This window comes from Pseudonocardia sp. P-1 (assembly GCF_058111925.1).
Genome location: NZ_CM176614.1, coordinates 5208060 through 5224133, shown reverse-complemented (window position 1 = coordinate 5224133; position 16074 = coordinate 5208060). Strand labels below are relative to the sequence as shown.

The following is a 16074-nucleotide window of genomic DNA, read 5'->3' as shown; positions in this document are numbered from 1 at the left end:
GTTCAAGCTGGTGGTGGCCGCCGCCGACACCGCCTCCGGGGGTGCAGGACCCCGGCCTGGTCGTCCCGACCGGGGCCGAGCTGACCGTCGCCGGGCACACCTTCCACAACTGGCGGCCGATGGGGCCGATGGCCATGACCGAGGCCCTGGCCTGGTCGAACGACGTGTACTTCTACAAGCTGGCGCTGGCCCTCGGGCCCGAACGGCTGGTCGGGACCGCGCGGGCGCTGGGCGTGGGGTCCCCGACCGGCGTCGACCTGCCCGGTGAGTCCGGCGGGCAGGTCGGCTCCCCGTCGGCGGGTGGCGAGCCGTGGTACGTCGGGACCACCGTCCAGCTCGGCATCGGGCAGGGCCCGGTCGAGGTGACCCCGCTGCAGAACGCCCGGTGGACGGCCGCGATCGCGACCGGTCGTCTCGTCACCCCCCGGCTGGCGGTCGCCACCGGCAGCGCCGCCACCGGGTTCTCCCCCGTGCCCGCGCCGCCGCCGCGACCGCTGCCGTTCGCCGCGACGCTCGGTCCGGTGCGGGACGGGATGCGGGCCGTGGTGGCGGGCGGGACCGGTTCGGCGCTCGCCCGGCTGCCGTTCCCGGTCGGCGCCAAGACCGGGACGGCCCAGGACGGCAGCCTGCCCGGCGAGGAGTACGACAACTGGATCACCGCCGCCGCGCCGTTCGACGACCCGTCGGTGGTGGTGACGGTGCTCGTCTAGGGGCCGCCGCACGCGGCGACCGCCCCGGACACCGTCGCGGCCGAGGGGCTGCGCCAGGCGCTGGTGCCGGCGGGCTGAGCGGGGGTGCCGGTGCGGTCCGCACCCGGCGTGCCCGGACCGGGACCAGCGGCCCCCGCGACACAGGCGGTCCGGCCATCGTGCCCTGCGCGGTCGGGGTCGACGCTGGATGGAGCGGCCGGACGGGCCGGACCACCGACCGGGGAGTGACCATGCTGGAGACGATCCCGACCGTCCCGGAGGGCGTCGTCGGCCTGCGCGCCGTCGGCGTGCTGGACCGCGCGGACTTCGCGTCGACGATCGAGCCGATCGTCGAGGAGGCGATCCGGCTGCACCGGCCCTTCCGGCTGCTGCTGCAGCTCGGCCCCGACTACGGGGGCTTCACCGCCGGGGCGGCGTGGGAGAAGACCGGGATGTGGCTCCACCACCCCACGATGCCGCGCCTGGTCCAGGGCTACGCACTGGTGAGCGACATCGGGTGGGTGCGCGAGCTCGCCCACCTCGCGGGGGCGCTGCTGCCGTTCCCGATGCGGGTGTTCGGCAACGACCGGCTCGACGACGCCGCGGCCTGGCTGGCGTCGCTGCCCGCGACCTCGCCGGCGGCGACCGGCGGGTGAGCGCGGGGGGGCGGCCCGGGCCCCGGCGCCGGAAGCCGGAACGGGAGGCGGCCCTACCCGCCGCCCTCGTCGAGCGGTGGGGCACGGTGGCCCGCGTCCGTCGCGGGCCCGGGAGTGGGCGGCGCCCCGTGGCCGCTCGCACCGAGCGCCCCGGTCAGCGTGTCCGCACAGAGCTCGCGGACCGCGGTCCGGTCCAGGACGGGGTTCTCCAGCCAGTCCAGACAGACGGCGACGAGGAACGACAGCCAGCCGCGCACGGCCAGCCGCACCGGTTCCGGTGCGGGGCCGGGGCCGACCACGGCCCGCAGCACACGTTCCTGCTGGCGGGCCAGGTTCCCGTCCACGATGGACCGGATGGCGGTGTCGGCACCGAGCGCTCCCCGGAACAGGGCGCGGTAGCCGTGCGGGTGGGCCCGGACGTAGTCGAGGTAGGCGTCCAGGACGGCCCGCAGGCGCTCCGGGGGCGGCAGCCGGTCGTCGGGTTCGGTGACGGCGAGCAGCGTCGCGGCCTCCTGCTCGACCACGGCGGACAGGAAGCCGCGCTTGCTCCCGAAGTAGTGGTAGAGCAGCCCGCGACTGATGCCCGCCGTGCGGGCGACGTCGTCCACCCACACCTCGTCGTAGGGCTGCGTCGCGAACAGCGCGGCCCCGGTCGCGAGCAGCTGCTGCCGGCGGGTCGCGGTGTCGAGCCGCCGGAACGCCGGCCCGGACGGGGTGTTTGACATGGGAGGGGCAGCTTACTAGCGTCGCCGCCTGTTGTACGTCGATTCAACAAGTGGGTACGACAGGCGGAGGGCGACGATGCGCAGACCGTCGGTCCGCACCGCGCGGAACGTGTGGGTCGCCGGCTTCACGCTCGCCGCGGTGCTGCAGGGAGTGTTCGGGCGGCGGTTCGCCCGGGGCACCGCCTGGGGCCGCAACGCCGGATGGCAGCGGGAGATCACCGTCTGGAACGTCGGGACCCTCGTCACCGCGGCCGGTCTGGCCGGGCTGGGGCCCGAGGCCGACCGCGCGCAGGTCCGCGGCTTCGCGGTGCTGTCGACCCTGTTCGGGCTCAACCACCTCGCCGCCGCCGTGCGTGCACCGCGCAGTGGGAGCAACTGGTTCGGTGCGGGGCTGAACGCGGTCGGGATCGCCGTCGGCGTGGCGGCCCTGGCCGCACCGCGTCCCGGCGCCCGCGCCCCCGACCGGCGGTGAGGTCGGGACCCGCCGGCCCGCCGGTGGTGGAGCAGGTCGACCGGGGCACCTTCCTCGTGACGGGGACCAACGTCAACTGGGTCCTGCTGCGGGAGGGCGACGCCCTCACCCTGGTCGACGGCGGCTACCCCGCCGACGTGCCGGCCGTCGAGCACTCCGTCGCGACCCTCGGCCTCCACCCTCGGGACGTCGTCGCCATCCTGGTGACCCACGCCCATGTCGACCACCTCGGGGCGGTCAACCCCTTCCACGACCGCTACGGCACCCCGGTCCACCTCCACCCGGTCGAGGTCGCCCACGCCCGCCGCGAGCACCTGGAACAGCTGGCGCCCGCCCGGGTGGTGGCCGCACTGTGGCGGCCGGGGGTCCTGCCCTGGGCGGTCCGCGTCGCCCGGGCCGGGGCGGGCAGGGACGTCGCCGCCCCGCACGCGCGACCGTTCCCGACGGGGGAGGCCCTCGACCTGCCCGGTGCGCCGGTGCCGGTGCCGACCGGCGGCCACACGTCCGGCCACACCGCCTTCCACCTCCCGGCCTCGGGCGCCGTGATCACCGGCGACGGCCTCGTCACCGGGCACGCCCTGTCCCCGGTCACCGGGCCCCAGCTGCTCCCGGCGTGGTTCGACCACGGGACCGACGCCGAGATGCAGGCGGCACTGACCGTCCTGGCCGGACTGGACGCCGACCTGCTGCTGCCCGGACACGGCCCCGTGCACCGCGGGCCGGTGCGCGAGGCCGTGGACCGGGCGTCCGGGGGCGGGCCGGGCGACGGAGACCGCACGAGGAGAGGACGACGACGATGACCCGAGGCCGGGGACCACGGCGGTTCCGGGAGCAGCGCTGGCTGGTCGACGAGGCCCTGCGGGTCCGCGACGTCGAGTTCGACCAGCCCCGCCTGGGCTACCACCTGGGCGCCGTCGGCGACGAGCTCGCGCCGGCCGAGACGGCCGCCCTCCGGGCGGGGATCAGCAAGCTCGCCGACTACGTCCCGGTGGTGCGGTCGTTCGCCGAGCGCCGTACGCGCCGGGCCGAGGACGCCGAGCGACGTGGCCACCCGGACAGTGCCGCGGTGCACCACTTCGCCGCAGCCCAGATGTGGTCGCTCGCGTGCTGGCCGGTCTGGGAGGACGACGCGCTGGCCCACGAGCTCGACGACCGCAAGAACGCCGCCTACCTGGCGTGGGCCCGCAGCGCCGCACACCGCGTCGAGCGGGTCGACGTCCCGTTCGGCGACGCCGCGCTTCCCGGATGGCTCCATCTCCCCCGCGGCGTCGAGGGTCCGCTGCCCACGGTGCTGGCCGTCGGGGGCATGGACGCGCCCCGCGAGATGCTGGTCGCCCGCACCGGCAGCGCGTGGCTCGCCCGCGGCGTCGCCGTGCTGGCCCTGGACGGCCCCGGCCAGGGCGAGGCGGCGATCCGCGGCGTCCACGTCACCCCCACCGCGTGGGCGGAGGCCGGCGACGCCGTCATGGACTGGATCCGCGGCCGTCGCGAGCTCGACGCCACCCGGGTCGTGGCCACCGGCACCAGCTTCGGGTCGTTCTGGATGTCCCAGCTCGCCTCCACCCAGCCCGGCCTGCTCGGCTGCTCGGTGGCCCTGCCCTGCTTCGAGCCCGGCGCCCACACGATCTTCGAGCAGGCCCCGCCGACGTTCAAGGCGCGCCACATGTGGATGGCCGGGCTCTACGACGACGAGGACGCCTTCGACGCGATGGCCGCCCGGTACGACCTGCGGCCGCACGCCGAGGCGATGCCGGTGCCGTGGCAGATCGTCGGGGGCACGGCCGACGACCTCTCCCCCTCGTCCTGGGTCCACGAGATGGCGCGCCGGTCCCCCTCCCCGACCTCGGTCACCCTCTACACCGGCGCCCGGTACTCGATGACCGAGGCCTCGTCGGTCGCGTTCGGGCCCGGGTGGCGGACGCTGCAGGTCGAGTGGCTGCACGACCGCCTCCGCGGCCGCACCCCGGTGAGTGAGGACCTGCTCGTCCTCCCCTCGGGAGAGGTCACCGGCGCCCGCTGAGTCCGGGGCCTCCTCCTCGTGGCGTCGTCGTGCGGCACGTCGCGTCAGGGCGCGGGAGTGCGCGTAGCTCTGCGGTACGACCTGCCGTCGCCCGGGCGAAGCGCCCGTGTCGGAACCGCGGTCGCGGGTCCCACCTCCTCGGGCCGGTGCACGGCCGGGGGCACGCCTGCCGGGCCGCACCGCCCCGTCGCGGGAATTGCGGTGGCGTCCGTTCCTACGGTGGAGGGGTGCTGCGCTGGGACGAGCCGTTGCCCGCCCGACCGCGGCGGGTCGTCGTCGCGGGGGTGTCGGGGGTGGGGAAGACGACGCTCGCGGCCCGCCTCGCACCGCTGCTGTGCGCCCCGCACACCGAGATCGACGCGCTGTTCCACGGGCCGGGCTGGGTGCCGCGACCGTCGTTCCTCGACGACGTCGAGCGGCTCACCGCCGCCGACGCCTGGGTCACCGAATGGCAGTACGGCACGGCGCGTCCCCGGCTCTCCGCACGCGCGGACCTGCTCGTGTGGCTCGACCTGCCGTTCTGGACGGTCACCTTCCCCCGGGTGCTGCGCCGCACGTGGCGCCGCAGCCGCGACCGCGAGGTGCTGTGGAACGGCAACGTCGAGCCGCCACTGCGCCGGCTGTTCGTCGACCGGGAGAACATCCTGCGCTGGGCCGTCTCGACCCGGCACAAGTACCGGGCGCTGGTGCCCGCGGTCGCCCGGGAGCATCCGGCGCTGGCCGTGGTGCGGCTGCGGTCACCGCGCGAGGTCGACGGCTGGGTCGCCGGTCCGCTTCAGCACTCGCTGCGCGGGACCAGGCCCTTCTGACACAGGAACTGCAGCTGGGTCTCACCGCTGGTCGGGGCCCGCCCCGCGGAGCTGCCCGGGTCGAGGTAGCCCTGGTAGGCCGGGCACGACGGGTCGAATCGGCCGGCCGCCATCGCCGCTGCGCGCAGTCGCCCGCCGGCACTGGCACCGCGACCGACCGCCTCGCCGCCGCGGCCCGGTCCCGCTCCGTGCGGGTCGCGGTGATCGCGTCGTCGACCGCGCGGCCGAGGGTGGCCGCAGCGGCGTCGACGCGGAACGGCGTGCTCGCCGCCGTCGTGGCGACGGCCGCCGGGAGCTCGAGCTGCGACGCGGCGGCGAACCGGTCCACGCCGGGCGCGGCCGTGCAGACGGCGACGGTGAACACGGCGGCGACGGTCGCGGCCAGGACGTAGCGGCCGACACCCATCGCGCACCTCCTGCTCGGGGCCCCCGTGTCCGGACCGGGAATCTGCCCGGCGTGTTGCATCCGGTGGGGTGGGGGGTTACCGCTGGCGGGTCATGTCATCCGTTCCGGAGACCGGTTCAGGGCCGACCACATCGATCAGGTGCACGACGGACATGGTGGCGACGCTGCCGTTCGGTACAGCGGCGGACGGCGACCCGTCAGGGGTCGGCGGATCGGTGGATCTGCGGACCGGCGACGATGACGACGGCGAAGGCGCGGGGGCTCATCGTGTGATCTCGCCGTCGCCCGAGGGCTTGAGTCGACGGCTCCGCTCACAGCTCACGAGCTGCGACGGACCCTGTCGTCGTCCCGTTCACGTGTCACCGCTGAGCTTGCCCCGACCGATAGCGGCAACCAGGCGAATGGACAACACCGTGAACGACCGGCCTCGCCGCGATCATCGAAAATGATGATCGGACCTCCCCGAGCGAAACACCATTCGCGGCCATCTCGACAGCCCAATGGATTGGGCTTCTCAGCGTAGTCACCTCGGTCGTATGAGGTGATGGCGGTGGCCGGGAAGCGCGCCGTGCCGGACTGGTACCCGCGGGTCATCGGTGAGACGCCGGACAAGCTGCACGACAGAGAGGCCGCGAACCGCATGTTCGCCCAGGAGCACGAGGCACGAGGCATGGACGACGAGACGACGACCGCTCCGGAGAAGGCGGACGATCCCCTCGTCGGCCGGGCAGTACGCCTCTTCACCTTCCTCGGCGAGGCCCAGCGTCTGCGCAATACGTCCGTCGTGGACCTCGAGACCTACCGGCGCGAGGGCGCGGTGCTGTGGCTGGCCGACGCGCCGGCTCATCCCGCTGTCAGCGGTGGAGTCCGCCACGCCCACGTCGAGGGCGACCCAGCCGTGCTGACGATCGACCGCGTCCCCACGGTCGCCGCTCCCGAGCCGGATACCGCACTCGCGGGTTGGCTGGACGAGTCACCCGTCGACCCGCGCCGTGAGCCGGTGCTGCGGGAGTACCGGTCACTCGAGGTGGACGATGATCACGGCGGAACCACCCGTCGTCGAGTGGAGCGCAGCGAGCGCCCAGAGATCGACGAGGCCTTCGCCGCCTACCTGCCCCACTGGCAGGCGTGGGCGGAGCAGGAGCTCCGCGACCAGCCCGCCCGCGACTACTACAACGAGCTGTTCTCCATCCATGTCTCCGCTGCGGGGCATCCCGAGGAACTCGAGCTCGTCCTCGGGACCAGCCTCCTCACCTGGGTAGTGCCGGCCGGCAATAAGGTTCGGCGACACCTGCTGACCACTGCGGTCCGCATCGAGTTCGACGAGGACACCGGCCAGTTGGCCCTCCTGGCGGACGAGACCGTCGAGGGCGCGACTCTTGAGTTGGACATGCTCGACCCTGGCCTCATCGGACAGCCCCGTCTGGTGAACGAGCTGCGCGACCGGGCCCGGGAGACCGAGGCGCACCCGCTTGACCGCGAGAGGATGGGCGAGCTCGGCAGGAGGGTCACCCACCAGCTCGCCGCCGACGCCCAGTACCGCGACGCGGACGACCAGACGGTCGCCGCTGCGACCCCGGTCACCTCCTTCGCCCCCGCCCTCTTGCTGCGCAAACGCTCGCAGAAGGGCCTGCTGGAGATCTTCAGACACATCGTCGAGCAGCTGCGTGAGTCCGGTGAAGTGCCTGACGGCATCCGACCCCTGGTCGACGCCGATCACGAGCCGAGCGGCACCGAAGGCAGCTTCGACGGCGCGGGTGCGGTGATTCACGTCGAGGAGGATCCGTTCCTCCCACTGCCCGTCAACGACCGTCAGCTGCAGATCCTGCGTCGGGTAGACACGACGGCACAGACCCTCATCCAGGGACCGCCCGGCACCGGCAAGACCCACACCGCCGCCGTCCTCATCACCCACCTGCTCGCTCAGGGCAAGCGCATCCTGGTCACCGCGCACACCGACCGCGCGCTCAAGGAGGTGCGCGAGAAGCTGCCCGAGGCCATCCAGCCCCTGGCGGTCGCTGTCGTCGGTTCATCTCGGGAGGACATGTCGGACCTGAGGGTGGCGGTGGAGCGGATCGCGGCGACCGCCTCCGAGCATGACGCCGGCGACGCCGCGCACTCCATCCGCCGGCACCTCGACGGCATCGATGACCTCCGTCGGCTGCGTGCGGAGCTCGGCCACCGCCTGCAGTCGGCGCGCGAGCGCGAGGTGGTCGAGGTCGATCTCGACGGGTACCGGGGATCCCCGGCCGCCATCGCCCGGGAGGTCCGCGCGGGCGACGAGCGGCACGGCTGGCTGGCCGAGCTGGTCGACGCCCCGAGCGGCCTGGCCCCGCTGTCCGCGGTGGAGCTCGCAGCCTGGCGCGGTCATCTGCGCGACACGGAACTCGTCGCTGATGAGCCCGAGGCCGGTCGCCGACTCGTTCCGCTCGACGCCCTGCCCGATGCCGCGGCGTTCGCAGCGCTGGTCCACGCCGAGCGCCAGGCTCGTGGCGTCGCCGATTCGTACGCCCCTCTGCGGACGGACGCCGTGTACGCACCCGCATCGGCCCTGGACGCGGAGACACGGCGGCTGCTCGCCGACCGCATCGAGGTGCTGCTCCGTGACACGCGCGAGCTCCTCGGTGGTCACGAGGACTGGATCCCGGAAGCCGCTACCGACCTCGCACGCGGTCGCGGCTCGGTGTGGGGAGGGCGGCACAGTGAGCTCGGCCGCCTGATCGACCAGGCCGGCCGACTGGTCTCCGACCTCGGGCCTGCCACGACGGTGACGGTCCAGGGTGACGACATCGGTCTCCTCGTCCCTGGCGCGCACGGCGTCGGCGCGCATCTCGATGCCGGGAACACGATCAAGCTGGGCGCGGACGGGCTGCCCAAGCAGGGCTTGCTGACGCCACGCGCGGTGAAGACCGCCGAGTCGTTCTTCGCACGTGTCCGGGTGAACGGCCTCGCGCCGACCACCGCACCGCAGGTTCGTGCGTTCCTGCTCTGGGTCGAGGCGAATCACGTCCTGGATGCTCTGGACCGCGCTTGGCCCGCGTCCGTCGTGATCCCACCAGAGGACACGCCGGCCGAGCGGCTCGAATGGCACCGGGCCGAAGCGGAATCGCTCGGCAGGCTCCTCGGGCTGGACGCCCGTCTGATGGCCGAAGACGGCCGTGTGGCGGCTCTCGATCTGCCCAGACCGGCCTGGCTGAACCCGGGCTCCGTCGAGCGGTACCTCGCCGTACTCACAGCCGTCCAGACGGCCGAGGAGGCCGCCTCGGCCACGGCGCGCATCGATCACGCCGTCTCCGCGCTGGTCGAGGCCGAGCGCGAGTCAGATGCCGCACCGGTGCTCTCGAACCTTCTTCGAGCGACCCGCTCACGCGACGACCGCGCCTACGCGGCCGCGCACCAACGTCTCGCCAGACTCTGGGACGTTCGTGAGCTGCTTCGTCACCGGGACGAGCTCGGTTCCCGTATCGCGGGTGCCCCTGGGCTCGCGGCCGCCGTCGCAAGCACGCCCGACTCTCACGTGTGGGACGAGCGGATTCCGGAGATCGAGGACGGGTGGCGCCACGCCGTGGCGTCGAGCTGGCTGTCGTCCCAGGATGCTGCGGACGTCAACGCGCTACAGCGCGAGATCCTCGTCGTCGACGAGCGCATCCGGGGCCACGTCACCGAGCTGTCCGCGATCCGCGCCTGGGACCACGCAGTCGCTCCGGGCAGGCTCACCCGCGGCTCGCGGGCATCCCTCGAGCAGTACGCCGCGCTCGTCAAGCGACTGGGCAAGGGCACCGGGACGTACGCGGCGCAGCGGCGGCGCGAGATCCGCTCGGCCATGGATCGATGCCGTCCCGCCGTGCCGGTGTGGATCATGCCGTTGTACCGGATCGCGGACCAGTTCGACGTGCAGCCCGACATGTTCGACGTCGTCATCGTCGACGAGGCCTCCCAGGCGGGCATCGAGGCCTCGTTCCTGCAGTATCTGGCCCCCAAGATCGTCGTGATCGGCGACGACCGTCAGGTCTCGCCGTCGGCCGTCGGAGTCGACCAGCAGGAGCTGCGCGACCTCGGCTCGCAGTACCTCTTCGACGACCAGTTCCGCTCGACGTGGCAGGACCCGCAGCGGTCGCTGTTCGACGAGGCCAAGATGCGCTTCAGCGGGATGATCACGCTCGTCGAGCACAGGCGCTGCGTGCCGGAGATCATCGGCTTCTCGAACCGGATCGCCTACGAGCCGGACGGTGTCCGCCTCATCCCCGTCCGTCAATTCGGGGCGGACCGCCTCGAGCCCGTGAAGCCGGTGTTCGTTCCCGGCGGCTATGAGAAGGGCTCCTCAAGCACCCGGACGAATCCCGCCGAGGTCGACGCCATCGTGGCGCAGGTGGAGAAGTGCATCGCCGACCCGGCCTACGACGGACGGACCATCGGCGTGATCTCGCTGCTCGGGACGGGCCAGGCCAACGCTATCGAGAAGGCGCTGCTCGACCGGATCACACCGGAGGAGTGGGCGGCGCGGGACCTGCGCTGCGGCGACGCGGCGGACTTCCAGGGCTCCGAGCGGGACGTGGTCTTCCTGTCGATGGTGGCGGCGCCGGGACCCGAGCGTCGGCTGACGGCCTTGACGCAGACGATGTACGTGCAGCGCTACAACGTGGCCGCGTCCCGCGCCAAGGACCAGCTCTGGGTGTTCCACTCGGTGGATCGCGCGACCCTCACCAACCCCGAGGACATGCGCTACCAGCTCCTGGACTACTGCTACGGCATCGCCGCGCGCGGCGTCGGAGAGCACGAGGGTGCGACGACCGGGCTCGTCCCCGAGGACATGCCGGTGGCTCCCTTCGGCTCGTTGTTCGAGCAGCGGGTGCACAACCGCATCGCAAGCCGCGGCTACACCCTCATCCCGCAGTTCGAGTCGCTCGGCTACTCGATCGACATCGTCGCCGTCGGCCCCACGCGGCGGCTCGCGATCGAGTGTGACGGCGACTTCTGGCACGGCCCGGAGGCCTACCAGCGGGACATGGGCCGACAGCGGGAGCTGGAGCGCTGCGGCTGGCGCTTCCACCGGATCCTGGAGTCCGAGTTCTACCGGGACCCGGTGGCTGCGCTGGAGCCACTATGGGCGACGCTCGCCGAGCTGGACATCCACCCGGTGGGCTGGATGACGGCAGGCCCGACGGACGAACCCGCCGACGTGTACGACGAGTCGGACAGCGAGGCCGTCACCCCGGCCTTCGGACTTCCGATGGTCCAGCCGCTCGTGAGCGAGACAGTCCCATCCCTGCCCACTGATCTGCCGGAACCCGCGCCGCTGACGACCGAATCGACCGCCTCGGCGCGGCTCGTGTCGAGTCCGGTCGTGCCTACCCCTGGTGTGTCAGGACCGGCTGTCGATGAGCTGATCCCGTCGGACCCGGTGGCCGTCGGGAGTCCCGTCCCCATGGGCGCCGTTGTAGAACCCGGGCCAGTCGGAGGATCGGGCACACCGCAAACCGTCGAGATCGGATACGAGGAGTTCACCGGGTCGACGGTGCCCGCCCAGGGCGCGTCATCACGGGAGCTAGTGGACGGCCTGGTCGCCGTGGTGGCCGTCGAGGGTCCGGTCGTAGGAGCCCGTCTGCACACGGCCTACGTCCACGGTGCGAACGGACAGCGGGTCGGGTCCCTGATCACGAAGGCGCTGAACTCGGCGCTGAGCACTGCGCTCCGTCAGGGACGATTGGTCAAGGATGCTCCCCTCGGCGAAGCGGGCCACAAGCACGCGACCTTCCGCCTTCCCGACCAACCCGAGGTCCGCGTGCGCCCGCGCGGCGTGCGCTACTTCGACCAGATCCCTCCCGCCGAGCTGGCAGCGGTCATGGCCGAGGAGGCCGCCGGTCTCGGATGGAGTGATCCCCTCGCCGTTTACCGGGCCACCGCCGCCCGCTTCGACGTCCGCCAGGTGGGGTCGGTGATCCGGGCGCGGCTGGACCAGGTGGCCCCGCTCGTCCGTGATGCGGAGTCGGGAGGCCAGGGCTCCGGATGACAGACCGACGCTGACCTACTCACGCTCCCCAACCGCACTGCAGCCGAGGACACCACCACTGTGATCAAGTCCGCCAACCAGTACCCGATCCACGCACTCTTCAGCATGGAGAGCAACATCGTCTACCGGATCCCGCGCTACCAGCGGGAGTACTCCTGGCAGAAGGCGCAGTGGGAGGACCTGTTCCAGGATCTCGTGGAGGCCGAGGGCGCCCACTTCCTCGGCACGATCATCACGCTGAACCAGACGAAGGACGCCGTCGACAGCACGGTTCTCGAACTGATCGACGGCCAGCAGCGCGCCACGACCCTCTCATTGCTCCTCGCCGCCATCTACTCTGTCCTGCGAGAGCACGAGGCCGAGCTGGACGGGAACGGCCAGTTCGCGATGATCAGTCTGGGAAAGCGACTCGTCCTCGACGGCGGTCGCTTGAGGGTCACCCCGCAGACCCAGGGTAAGAACCTGGACGACTACCGTCGGGTCCTGACCCTCGCTGGCCTCGACGTCGACTCTCAGCAGCAGCCCTACTTCAAGGCGCGCAAGGTCTACAAGTGCTACCAGTACTTCCGCACCGCCATCAGCGAACTCGCCGAGTCCGACTCCGTCGGCCCCGTCGATGCCGCTCGTCGGGTACTCACGACGACGCAGCAGGCCATCCTCGTCAAGATCGAGGTGGAGAGCCACGCCGACGCCTTCGTCCTCTTCGAGTCGCTCAACAACCGCGGGATGGCACTCACCCCCGTCGACCTGATCAAGAACCATCTCCTGGCAGCCTCCGCCGGGGACGGCCTCGACGTCGACGACGCCTTCAAACTGTGGAACGAGATGCTCACCAACCTGGGCGACTCGTATGCAATTCAGGAGCGGTTCCTCCGGCACTTCTACAACGCCTTCAAGGCCGAGCTTCCGGAGGTGCCGAACGCGCAGGTCGCCACCAAGAGCAAGCTGATCCGCATCTACGAGAAGCTGCTAACCGGCGACATCCGGGCACGTATGGAAGAGCTCGTCGCCGCGAGCGCCGTGTACGGCCGCATCACCTGCGTGACCGAGCTCGACGAGCCGACGTCGCTCGACACGGCGTTCCGCCAGCTGATGCGTGCCCAAGGTGCTCCGTCCTACATCCTCGTGATGTGGCTGCTCTCCAGGCGGCAAGAACTCGCCGTCTCGGACGCACACCTGGTCAGAGTGGTCCGACTTCTCACGAGCTTCTTCGTCCGACGCAACCTGACCGGGTTCCCGCAGACCTACGCGCTTCCGAAGCTCTTCATGACCATCGTCGAGAAGCTCGACGGCGTGACGGGGGACGACGTCGTCGCGAGGATCACCCGTGATCTGGTGGGCGTCTCCGCCGGCGACGCCGAATTCCGCGATCGCCTGGACGGCCCCGTCTATGACGAGAACTCCGACGTCGTCCGGTTCATCCTCGTGGCGCTGGCCGAGGACGCAATGACGAAGGAGACGTGGCGTGACCTCTGGATCCAGGAGAAGGGCCATTACACCTTCACCATCGAGCACGTGCTGCCCCAAGGGCGGAACCTCCCTCCGGCATGGGTGCAGATGCTCGGTGGCCCCGAGGCTGCCGCAGCCGCTCAAGAGGCCCATACTCACCGGCTCGGGAACCTGACGATCACCGCGTACAACAGCACCCTCGGCAACAAGTCGTTCGCCGAGAAGCGCGACCGCAAGGACTCCCACGGCCGAGAGATCGGCTACCGGAACGGGCTGGCGCTCAATGCGGGTCTCTGGGCGAAGGACTCGTGGACTGTTGCCGACATCGACGCACGGACGCAGGATCTCGCCGCCCAGGTGATCGCCCGCTTCCCGCTCGAGCTCTGAGTCAGCAAGCCCGATCGGGAGTCGGTGATGCCGTCGCACATGCGAGCAGCGGCTCGCGAGGAGGTCAGAGGTGCGCAGGTGCTGCCAGTGCTTGGCGGGGAAGTCGTAGAAGGCGAGCAGCTCGTCGAGGTTGCCACGGACCTTCGCGACGGCCTTGGCGAACTTCGCCCGTAGGCGCCCTCGAACGCGGTGAGCGCGTCCAGGGCGTGGCGGCGGTCCTCGGCGTTCCAGATCTCGGCCAGGGCCTTCCTCTCCCCCGGATGCGCGGACTTGGGTAGCGCGGCGAGGACGTCGGCGGTCTTGTGGGTCCGTCAAGAAACAACTCGTTGCTTTAGATCTTGCTCGTCGTTGGTGTGGTATGGCGATCGACGCGGCGGTGGTCTCCCAGCTCGGGGACCGGTTCGGGGTGTTGTTGCCGCATCTGAACGAGCGCCAGCGGCGGCTGGCGGCGGCCACCGAGGCTCGGCTGCTCGGCCACGGTGGGGTACGAGTAGTGGCCCGGACCGCGGGGATGAGCGAGACCACCGTGCGGCGCGGGATGGCCGAGCTCGAGGCCGGCGAGGCCCCGTTGCCGCAGGGCCGGGTCCGCATGTCGGGCGGCGGGCGTAAGCCGGTCGAGCACAACGATCCCGCCGTGGCAGCGGCGCTGCTGGCACTGATTGAGCCGGACGAGCGCGGGGACCCCGAATCGCCGCTGCGGTGGACGACGAAGTCGTTGCGGCACCTGGCCGATGAGTTGTCCCGCCAGGGACATCAGGTGTCGGCGCCGACGGTGGGCCGGTTGCTGGGCGCGGCGGGGTTCAGCCTGCAGGCCAACACCAAGACCCTCGAGGGCACCCAGCACCCCGATCGCGACGCCCAGTTCGGCTACATCAACGATCAGGCCAAAGAGCATCAGGCCGCGGGTGAGCCGGTGATCAGCGTGGACACCAAGAAGCGTGAACAGCTCGGGCGGCTGCCGATGGCCGGGCGCGAATGGCGTCCGGCCGGGGAGCCGGTCGAGGTCGAAGACCACCACTTCTTCTTCACCGGCCCGGATGTGGAACAGGCGATCCCGTATGGCATCTACGACATCGCCCGCAACAGCGGCTGGGTCAACGTCGGGGTTGACCACGACACCTCGGTGTTCGCCGTGGAGTCCATCCGCCGCTGGTGGCGCGCCCGCGGCCGCCGCGATTACCCGGCCGCCACCCGGCTGTTGATCACCGCCGATGCCGGCGGCTCGAACGGCTACCGCTACCGAGTCTGGAAAAGCGAACTCGCGGCGCTGGCCGCTGAAACCGGTTTGGCGATCACGGTATGTCATTTTCCGCCGGGCACCTCGAAATGGAACAAAATCGAGCACCGGTTGTTCTCCCACATCACCCATAACTGGCGGGCTCGTCCGCTGACCAGCCACGAAGTCGTCATCAACACCATCGAAGCGGTCCGCACCCGCACCGGGTTGCGCGTCGAAGCTGCGCTGGACACCGGGGACTACCCGACCGGCGTTGCGATCAGCAAGGAGCGCTTCGCCGCCCTGCCCCTGCACCGGCACGCCACCCACGGGACCTGGAACTACACCCTGCGCCCCGACCCTCTCGACCCGGACGCGGCGGTCGTGGTCGGCGAGCAAGGTGGACCGGCCGAGCGCCGCCGGGACATGCTCACCCGGCTCGCCGACCCACGGTTGACCGGCATGACCGCCGCCGAGCTCGACGTGCTCGCGGCCGCGCTGGCACCAGCTCAGGCAGCCCGCGCGCAGCAGCGCTACAGCGAGCAGCGCGGCGGCCGGGCCCGCCGCGCCACCGGGAAACTCCGGGGCAAGCCGTTGTTCGACGATCCCGCCCGGCTGCTGCTCACCCTGCTTTACCAGCGGCAGGTGTGCTCGATGAGCCTGCTGGCCGACCTGCTCGAAGTCAGCCAATACGCCATCGGCGCCCCGATCCACGAGACCCGCGACGTCCTCGAAGACCACGGACACGACCCTGGCTTCGCCTCGGTCCGGTTCGCTACCGTCGCCGAGCTGTTGGCCTTCCTCGACCACGACACCCCGCCGGGGCGCACCGCGATCATCGAGGCGCTCAGCGACCCCACATTGACCGGCATGCCCCGCGACGAACTACGCCGGCTCATCGAGCGCCTTGCGCCCCGCCAAGCCGCCCAGGGCGAGCGGCTGGCTCACCAGCGCCGCGGCGGGCCTCGTCAGGCCGGCGCCCGCGGCGGCGTGTTCCCCCAGAAGATCCCCAACAGCGAACGGATACTGCTGGCCCTGCTCTACATGCGTAACCAGGCCACCCTCGACGCCCTCGCCGAAGCCCTGGGCGACGTCAGCCGCTCCTTGATCGGTGCCGTCGTCCGCGAAACCCGCCCGCTGCTCGAACGAGACGGCCACCTGCCAGCCGCCGCCGCAGTCCGCTACCGCACCGCCACCGAACTGCTCGCTGACACGCCGACAGGTTAATCCTTGAC

Annotated in this window: 11 protein-coding genes; 9 read left to right on the top strand and 2 right to left on the bottom strand. The window is 71.6% G+C overall.

The features are described 5' to 3' along the window. Positions 1–41 precede the first annotated feature (41 nt). Together AC0GKK_RS25630 and AC0GKK_RS25625 are read left to right on the top strand one after the other, a co-directional pair. Positions 42–710 (top strand): penicillin-binding transpeptidase domain-containing protein, encoded by a 669-nt coding sequence (locus AC0GKK_RS25630; RefSeq protein ID WP_489882751.1) that lies wholly within the window; start codon positions 42–44, stop codon positions 708–710. A gap of 230 nt (positions 711–940) precedes the next feature. After that, the gene (locus AC0GKK_RS25625; RefSeq protein WP_489882750.1) at positions 941–1345 is read left to right on the top strand and encodes a SpoIIAA family protein; all 405 of its coding nucleotides are present in this window, start codon (positions 941–943) and stop codon (positions 1343–1345) included. Between the two features lie 53 nt (positions 1346–1398). On the opposite strand, the gene AC0GKK_RS25620 is transcribed toward AC0GKK_RS25625, so the two are convergent. Further along, positions 1399–2070, bottom strand: a complete 672-nt coding sequence (locus tag AC0GKK_RS25620; protein ID WP_489882749.1) for a TetR/AcrR family transcriptional regulator — start codon at positions 2068–2070, stop codon at positions 1399–1401. A gap of 76 nt (positions 2071–2146) precedes the next feature. On the opposite strand from AC0GKK_RS25620, the gene AC0GKK_RS25615 reads away from it, so the two are divergent. The 4 genes from AC0GKK_RS25615 (at position 2147) to AC0GKK_RS25600 (ending at position 5371) form a co-directional block, all read left to right on the top strand. After that, on the top strand, positions 2147–2542 hold the full coding sequence (locus AC0GKK_RS25615; RefSeq protein ID WP_489882748.1) for a hypothetical protein: 396 nt from the start codon (positions 2147–2149) through the stop codon (positions 2540–2542). Then, a complete protein-coding gene (locus AC0GKK_RS25610; RefSeq protein ID WP_489882747.1) occupies positions 2539–3342 on the top strand; it encodes an MBL fold metallo-hydrolase in 804 nt (267 codons plus the stop codon). Before AC0GKK_RS25615 ends, AC0GKK_RS25610 begins: the two co-directional genes overlap by 4 nt. Continuing rightward, positions 3339–4562 carry an alpha/beta hydrolase family protein gene (locus AC0GKK_RS25605; protein WP_489882746.1) on the top strand — a complete coding sequence of 408 codons (1224 nt, stop codon included), beginning with the start codon at positions 3339–3341 and terminating at the stop codon, positions 4560–4562. Before AC0GKK_RS25610 ends, AC0GKK_RS25605 begins: the two co-directional genes overlap by 4 nt. Before the next feature lie 227 nt (positions 4563–4789). Then, positions 4790–5371, top strand: coding sequence for a P-loop NTPase family protein (locus tag AC0GKK_RS25600; RefSeq protein WP_489882745.1), 582 nt, complete (start codon positions 4790–4792; stop codon positions 5369–5371). Here the strand turns inward: AC0GKK_RS25600 and AC0GKK_RS25595 are convergent. After that, positions 5338–5484: a hypothetical protein gene (locus AC0GKK_RS25595; protein WP_489882744.1), complete on the bottom strand. Its 147-nt coding sequence runs from the start codon at positions 5482–5484 to the stop codon at positions 5338–5340. The genes AC0GKK_RS25600 and AC0GKK_RS25595 overlap by 34 nt on opposite strands. Before the next feature lie 843 nt (positions 5485–6327). Here AC0GKK_RS25595 and AC0GKK_RS25590 point away from each other — a divergent pair. From AC0GKK_RS25590 to AC0GKK_RS25580, 3 genes are all read left to right on the top strand, one after another. Beyond that, entirely contained in the window at positions 6328–11787 is a 5460-nt protein-coding gene (locus AC0GKK_RS25590) for an AAA domain-containing protein (RefSeq protein WP_489882743.1), read from the top strand. A gap of 105 nt (positions 11788–11892) precedes the next feature. Further along, positions 11893–13623: a DUF262 domain-containing protein gene (locus AC0GKK_RS25585; protein ID WP_489882742.1), complete on the top strand. Its 1731-nt coding sequence runs from the start codon at positions 11893–11895 to the stop codon at positions 13621–13623. Between the two features lie 358 nt (positions 13624–13981). After that, the gene (locus tag AC0GKK_RS25580; protein ID WP_489882741.1) at positions 13982–16066 is read left to right on the top strand and encodes an ISAzo13 family transposase; all 2085 of its coding nucleotides are present in this window, start codon (positions 13982–13984) and stop codon (positions 16064–16066) included. Positions 16067–16074: the final 8 nt, after the last annotated feature.

Excerpts from the sequence above, each read along its gene's own strand:
- AC0GKK_RS25625 (WP_489882750.1), top strand. The coding sequence starts at position 941 with ATGCTGGAGACGATCCCGACCGTCCCGGAGGGCGTCGTCGGCCTGCGC.
- AC0GKK_RS25620 (WP_489882749.1), bottom strand. The coding sequence starts at position 2,070 with ATGTCAAACACCCCGTCCGGGCCGGCGTTCCGGCGGCTCGACACCGCG.
- AC0GKK_RS25615 (WP_489882748.1), top strand. The coding sequence starts at position 2,147 with ATGCGCAGACCGTCGGTCCGCACCGCGCGGAACGTGTGGGTCGCCGGC.
- AC0GKK_RS25605 (WP_489882746.1), top strand. The coding sequence starts at position 3,339 with ATGACCCGAGGCCGGGGACCACGGCGGTTCCGGGAGCAGCGCTGGCTG.
- AC0GKK_RS25595 (WP_489882744.1), bottom strand. The coding sequence starts at position 5,484 with ATGGCGGCCGGCCGATTCGACCCGTCGTGCCCGGCCTACCAGGGCTAC.
- AC0GKK_RS25585 (WP_489882742.1), top strand. The coding sequence starts at position 11,893 with ATGGAGAGCAACATCGTCTACCGGATCCCGCGCTACCAGCGGGAGTAC.
- AC0GKK_RS25580 (WP_489882741.1), top strand. The coding sequence starts at position 13,982 with ATGGCGATCGACGCGGCGGTGGTCTCCCAGCTCGGGGACCGGTTCGGG.